Source organism: Enhygromyxa salina (assembly GCF_000737335.2).
GTDB lineage: Bacteria > Myxococcota_A > Polyangia > Nannocystales > Nannocystaceae > Plesiocystis > Plesiocystis salina_C.
In genome coordinates this window covers 1-1,421 of record NZ_JMCC02000269.1, presented here as the reverse complement: position 1 = coordinate 1,421, position 1,421 = coordinate 1, and the positions used below count along the sequence as shown (strand labels likewise).

Genomic DNA, 1,421 nt, shown 5'->3' with positions numbered 1-1,421 from the left:
TCATGCGCCCGGCTGGGGTCGGGCGCGGGCGGCGGGTCGGCGTGCTGCTGCCCCGCGACGTGCTGCTGCCCGTCGCGCTGCTGGCCGTGCAGGCCGCGGGCGGGGCCTACGTGCCGCTCGATCCCACGTACCCGAGTGAGCGCCTGCGCTACATGGCCGAGGACGCCGGGCTCCATCTGATGCTCACGCACTCGAGTATCGACGCCGACTACGGCGACGCAGCGCGGCTGCTCATCGACGCGGACGAGGCTCCGCCCCAGCGGCCCTCGCCCGGCATGGCTGGACCCGAGGACGACGCCTACGTGCTCTACACCTCGGGCTCGACGGGCCGACCCAAGGGCGTGCGCGTGCCCCATCGCGCGCTTACCAATTTCTTGTCGTCGATGGCGCGCGAGCCGGGCTTTGGCCCGGGGGACACGCTCTTGGCGCTGACGACGGTGTGCTTCGACATCTCGGGCCTCGAGCTGTACCTCCCGTTGATCTGTGGCGGGACTGTCGAGCTCGTCGCGGCCGAGGTCGCCCGCGACGGCCTGCGCCTGCGCGAGGCGATCGAGGCCAGCGAGGCCACGGTCATCCAGGCCACGCCAACGACCTGGCGCATGGTCGAGGCCGCGGGCTGGCCGGGCTCGCCGACGCTCAAGGTCCTGTGTGGCGGCGAGGCCCTGCCCGCCGACCTCGCCGCGACCTTGGTCGCGCGCAACGCCCAAGTCTGGAACCTCTACGGGCCGACCGAGACGACGATCTGGTCCTCGCTCGCTCGCCTGCGCGCCGGGGACCGCGTGACGATCGGTGAGTCGATCGCCAACACGGCGCTCTACGTGCTCGACAGCGCCGGGGCCCTGGCGCCGATCGGTGTGGTCGGCGAACTCTACATCGGTGGCCACGGGGTCGCCCGCGGCTACCTCGGCCGACCGCAGCTCAGCGCCGAGCGCTTCGTCGTCGATCCCTTCGTCGACGATCCCACGGCGCGGATGTATCGGACGGGTGATCTGGTCCGTCGCCTCGCCGACGGGCGCGTCGAGTACATCGGTCGCAAGGACGCGCAGGTCAAGCTCCGCGGCCATCGGATCGAGCTCGGCGAGATCGAGGCCAGCTTGCTGCGCCTCGACGGCGTGCGTGAGGCCGTGGTCGTGGTCCGCGAGCACGGGTCCCCCTCGCTGCGTGCCTGCTACGTCCTCGCCGAGGGCGCCGCCGCGCCACGCCGCGAGCAGCTCGCGGCGTGGCTGCCGGACTACATGATCCCCGACTCGCTCGTGCGCGTGCACAGCTTGCCGCGCACGCTCAACGACAAGGTCGACCGACGGACGCTCGCCACGCTGTCGCGCGCCCAGCTCCTCGCCCGCTTTGGTGAGGGCGGGGAGGGCGACGAGCTCGCGGCCGCGCCCTCGGTGCGCGAGCCCGAACTGCGCGACGGGCCGCTC

Annotated in this window: 1 protein-coding gene; it reads left to right on the top strand. The window is 72.8% G+C overall.

Going from position 1 to position 1,421, the window contains the following annotated elements:
• On the top strand, positions 1 to 1,421 hold a 1,421-nt coding region (locus DB30_RS40800; protein ID WP_146662954.1), incomplete at both ends, for an amino acid adenylation domain-containing protein.